Here is a 4,385-nt window from a genome sequence, read left to right on the forward strand (position 1 = left end):
AGTTTTCAGGACAGCCCCTTTTATCATTGTATCACAGTTTTTATTATTCCATTTGCTATGGCTTGTGCAAGCTTATTTTGAAAACTATCAGTTGATAATAAATTTTCTTCTGTTGGATTGCTTATAAAACCAACTTCTACAAGAACCGATGGAGCTGCTGTATTTTTTAAAACATAATAATTGGCCGTTTTTATCCCTCTATCTAACAAACCTGTTAAACTAATAAGCTCCTGTTGTATAGTACCTGCTAGTTTTGCTCCCTTTTCACTACCATTGCAATAATAAGTTTCTATTCCACGTGCAGCTGGATTTTCTGCACTATTAGCATGTATAGCCACAAAGTAATCTGCTCCAGCATTATCTGATATATCACATCTTGTCTGAAGATCCTTTCCTACCTCTGATGGCCAAGATACATTATCACTAGTTCTTGTATATACTACATTCATATTATTTTCTTCAAGTATTTTTCCTAATTTTAATGCTATTTGTAAGGTAACATTTTTCTCATAAGTTCCATTTGGTCCTACTGCTCCAGAGTCATATCCTCCATGTCCTGCATCTACTGCTATTATAACTGAATCATTTATAAGATTTTGTACTATTCGTAGTGGAAGTACTGCTTCTCCTCCTAGTACATCTATATTATGTACCGATTTTATATTATTTCTAACTATAGACTGCTGACTTGAATTTGAATTATGTACAAGTATAACTGGTGAAGATGTTTTCGCAGCTGCTGCTGACCCTGATAATGCATCTGCAAACCCTTCCCCATTCGCTACATATACTGTACTAAAATTTATATTTGAAATAAATTCATTTATAATTGCTGAATTTGTTTCATATCTATCCTGACCACTTAATCTTTTATAATTCGCAAGCTTGCTTATAGCAGAATTACTTATAGCTCCTGTTCCACCTACAATATAGAGCTTTGACACTTTGCTATTGTTTATAACTTGATATGTTTCGTCAGGCAATTTATCCTTTGGAGTAAGTAGTATAGGCATTTGCTTTGCTGCTGCTATTGGTGCAACTGAAACTGCATCAGGAAAATTTTCTCCTGAGGCTAATACTATGCCGTTATCTGTTCCTATAAGTTTTGCCACCGCTAAACTTGTTTCATATCTGTCTTTTCCTTGTACACGAGTTGATTTTATTCCCATACTTTGCAGCTGACTATCTACCTTAGTAGATATCACTCCTGTACCACCAACTATAATTGCATTTTTTACACCAATTCTTAAAATCTCATTTTTTATAATGGTTCCTATATTGGTCCCCTCAATCAATAGAATAGGGGCATTATATTTCTTAGCTAAGGTTGCTGAACTTAACGCATCCGGAAAATCCTTTCCAGAAACCAATATTACATACTGCGAACTGCTCCACATATTTTGAGATACTTTAACTGCAGTTTCATATCTGTCATTTCCCCCAAGTCTCTGAGTTGAAGGGGCTGCGACTGCCTTAATATTGGGCAAGAAAACAATAAATAGAGTTGCTAAAAATATTAGTAAAAAGTTTCTTCTGCTAAACATTGCTTCATCTCCTTGTTCATATATTATTTAGCTTGTCTATTATATTGTAACATAGGTGTATTGTTAAGTATCAGTATTATTAATGCCATTTATGGAATTATGTTGCTTAAAAATATTAAGTTCACATAAAGTTGATATTTTATATTCTATTTAATATTTTCATTACCACTTCTTCATTGAACGGTTTTATAATAAAATATTCTGCTCCACTTATCATTGCTTTTTTTATATAATGTTTTTGCGCTTCCGATGACACCATTACAATTTTGGCTTGTACATCCTGAGCCTTTATTAACCTTAATGCCTCAATTCCTGTCATAACTGGCATTGTTATATCCATGGTAACTATGTCTGGCTTGTATTTAAAATATTCTTCTACTGCCATTTCACCATTTTCTGCCTCAGCTACTACTTCATAACCATTTTTTCTAAGTAAGTTCTTTAGAGATGCTCTCATGAATCTAGAATCATCAACAACAAGAACCGTTTTCATAGATACCACACTCCCACATCCTGTAGTAAATTATAATAAGTTACTAGCTGTATTGAAACTTATAAACTATTTTCCTTATAAGGTATTATATTTATATATTTAAAATAAATTATATATAAAAGCTTGTTATCTGTCAAATTATAGTAATTTAATGCATTTTAATATATGAATTTACACAAAGATATTTTTTATAGAATTATTATCTAATATTTTTTTATTCTACAAGAAATTATGACCATTTTATTACTTTTTCTTGGACTTATGATATATTTCTTATATGCTTCACATTTTTAAAACTTTTTCACTGTTTATTTAAAATAAATGTGAATTGGATCTTATACATAAAAAAGAGGAGACCACTTTGCTCTCCTATGAATCAAATTTTATTTAATAATTTATTGTTATATTAGGCTCTATTCCTGCTAATTGAGCCTCATATTCACACTCTTCATATAAGGTCTCAGCATCACCATATCCGTTAAGAATATTTTCAAAATACAACATTATAACTTTTTTTATGTACTCTGCATAATGAAATTCTCTGCTTTCCTCACCCTTCTGAAGAGATTCAAAATATAAGTTTTTAAATCTCTTAGCCATTTTCCCCATATTCTCAGCTTTATCCTCATTAAAAGCCTTTTCAACTTCTTCCCTGGCTTTGTTTAATCTATCTATCATTATCTGGCTCCTCCTATTTACCCTAAGGTCAAACTTAATCTTATGATCTTTCTATGTTTATCTACAAAACTTAATCACCTATATTATGCCACATATCCACTCAAAGTTATATAGCCTTTAATTTTTTATTATAGAAATTTCTAAATAGAAAAAGTTATCTAATGAAATTTATTATATACTATATTTAAAACATATGCACAGAGAATGGAATCAGCAAATAGACTTATGTAGAGGAGGCTGTTTCACTATATGGATAAACGCACTCTAGACACTTTACTTATACGCATGGATATATTGACATTCTGGAAGGCACATTTAAATACTTTTGTTATAAGTCTTAGCGAAGTATTTTAGAAAGTCTTAGGAACATTGATGTGTTTGAGATACGAGTTTATCAATGATTCTTAGACTCTAAAGGAAACTCCTCTTCCTTTCGTCAGATGAGTAAGTGATTCGCATAAAATCAAAGATTTTAGCTCTCTACTTAAATACTGAGCTTTAGACTTATCAAAAGCATTTATTGTGCAAGAGGAATGCCAATATATCCCGGAGCATAAATTAATCGTCAGCCGTGGATATCTATAAGTGCAGCACTACTTTCGCTGTTATTACTCTATACCTCTCTTTCAACTTTCTCCCCTTCAATACTATGAAGAATTGCAACTTCACTATCTAAGGTTTCTTTTTCAACTACAATTTCAGTCCATTCTCCTGTTAGGTTACTATTAAAATTACGAAGATATTCATAAAGACTATCTGAAGTAACATGACTATTTTTATCCACAATGATTGATAACCTTTTTATTTTTTTAATGTTATGAGTCCTACACAGACTATCTAATGAATCAGATATTTTATTCAACAAAATAGTATCATGCATTTTTTATCCTCCTATTTATTTTTTATATGATATGAACTTTAAAACCTATCAGTAAATTATATACATTTAAAAAACAAAAAAGCACTTAGAATATTCCTAGTACTTTAATTTAAATAGAAATTTATAACAAATTTTTCTATTAAATTCTTATAAATAAGAATTTAATACTTATCCATGCATATATTTTATAGAGAATAAAACCAAACACTTAACATTTTCAGTTGTATAAGTTAAGTGTCAACTGTAGTTATCTATAGAACAAATGATTGGGAGGGTATTATGAACAAAAAGATTATTGCTGTGGGTAATATGGTAATGTGTGACGATGGAATAGGCATAAAAATCGCTGAATTTCTACACTATGACTTCAAACTACTTGGTTATGATACGATAATTATAGAAACCAACATAGAAAATTGCATGGATAAAATAGAAGATTCTGACTTCTTAATAGTTGTAGGTTCAAGTTATTATGATATAGAGCCTGGAACTATTAATCTAACTCCATTAAATGAAGTAAATTTAGATTCTCTATACTTTTCACAATATATCTTAAATTTATTAGAATTGATAAAAACATCTAATAAGAATGTTTCAGGATTTTTAATATCCGTTGAAGCCTCTGAATTTTACTTTAATCCTGATCTTAGCTATGACCTAAACTCCAAATTGGATACTATATGTAAAAAACTCTTAAACTATATCTCTGTAATTAATAGGCTAAATCTTATATCTTAAAATAGGAAACTAAAAATAGAGACTGTTGCACTGTATAGATACCCATACCAGA

5 protein-coding genes are annotated in these 4,385 nt (G+C 30.2%); 1 reads left to right on the forward strand and 4 read right to left on the reverse strand.

Annotated features, from left to right (window positions below; translation table 11 throughout):
* Positions 1–23 precede the first annotated feature (23 nt).
* The 4 genes from I6U48_RS19970 to I6U48_RS19985 all read right to left on the reverse strand — a co-directional run bounded on the left by I6U48_RS19970 (position 24) and on the right by I6U48_RS19985 (position 3,595).
* Positions 24–1,544: an N-acetylmuramoyl-L-alanine amidase gene (locus tag I6U48_RS19970; protein ID WP_218322241.1), complete on the reverse strand. Its 1,521-nt coding sequence runs from the start codon at positions 1,542–1,544 to the stop codon at positions 24–26.
* Between the two features lie 139 nt (positions 1,545–1,683).
* Positions 1,684–2,037 (reverse strand): response regulator, encoded by a 354-nt coding sequence (locus I6U48_RS19975; RefSeq protein ID WP_218322242.1) that lies wholly within the window; start codon positions 2,035–2,037, stop codon positions 1,684–1,686.
* Between the two features lie 387 nt (positions 2,038–2,424).
* Positions 2,425–2,715 carry a hypothetical protein gene (locus tag I6U48_RS19980; RefSeq protein WP_218322243.1) on the reverse strand — a complete coding sequence of 97 codons (291 nt, stop codon included), beginning with the start codon at positions 2,713–2,715 and terminating at the stop codon, positions 2,425–2,427.
* A 613-nt stretch (positions 2,716–3,328) separates the two neighbouring features.
* Complete coding sequence (locus I6U48_RS19985; protein ID WP_218322244.1) at positions 3,329–3,595, reverse strand: hypothetical protein; 267 nt, start codon at positions 3,593–3,595, stop codon at positions 3,329–3,331.
* Positions 3,596–3,874: 279 nt separating this feature from the next.
* Between I6U48_RS19985 and I6U48_RS19990 the strand changes: the two genes are divergently transcribed.
* Entirely contained in the window at positions 3,875–4,333 is a 459-nt protein-coding gene (locus tag I6U48_RS19990; protein WP_218322245.1) for a hydrogenase maturation protease, read from the forward strand.
* The last annotated feature ends 52 nt before the right edge of the window (positions 4,334–4,385 follow it).

The sequence above is a fragment of the Clostridium thailandense genome (assembly GCF_019207025.1).
GTDB classification, from domain to species: domain Bacteria; phylum Bacillota; class Clostridia; order Clostridiales; family Clostridiaceae; genus Clostridium_AM; species Clostridium_AM thailandense.

Coding starts and splice junctions, on each gene's coding strand:
- I6U48_RS19970 (WP_218322241.1), bottom strand. CDS start 1,544: ATGTTTAGCAGAAGAAACTTTTTACTAATATTTTTAGCAACTCTATTT.
- I6U48_RS19975 (WP_218322242.1), bottom strand. CDS start 2,037: ATGAAAACGGTTCTTGTTGTTGATGATTCTAGATTCATGAGAGCATCT.
- I6U48_RS19980 (WP_218322243.1), bottom strand. CDS start 2,715: ATGATAGATAGATTAAACAAAGCCAGGGAAGAAGTTGAAAAGGCTTTT.
- I6U48_RS19985 (WP_218322244.1), bottom strand. CDS start 3,595: ATGCATGATACTATTTTGTTGAATAAAATATCTGATTCATTAGATAGT.
- I6U48_RS19990 (WP_218322245.1), top strand. CDS start 3,875: ATGAACAAAAAGATTATTGCTGTGGGTAATATGGTAATGTGTGACGAT.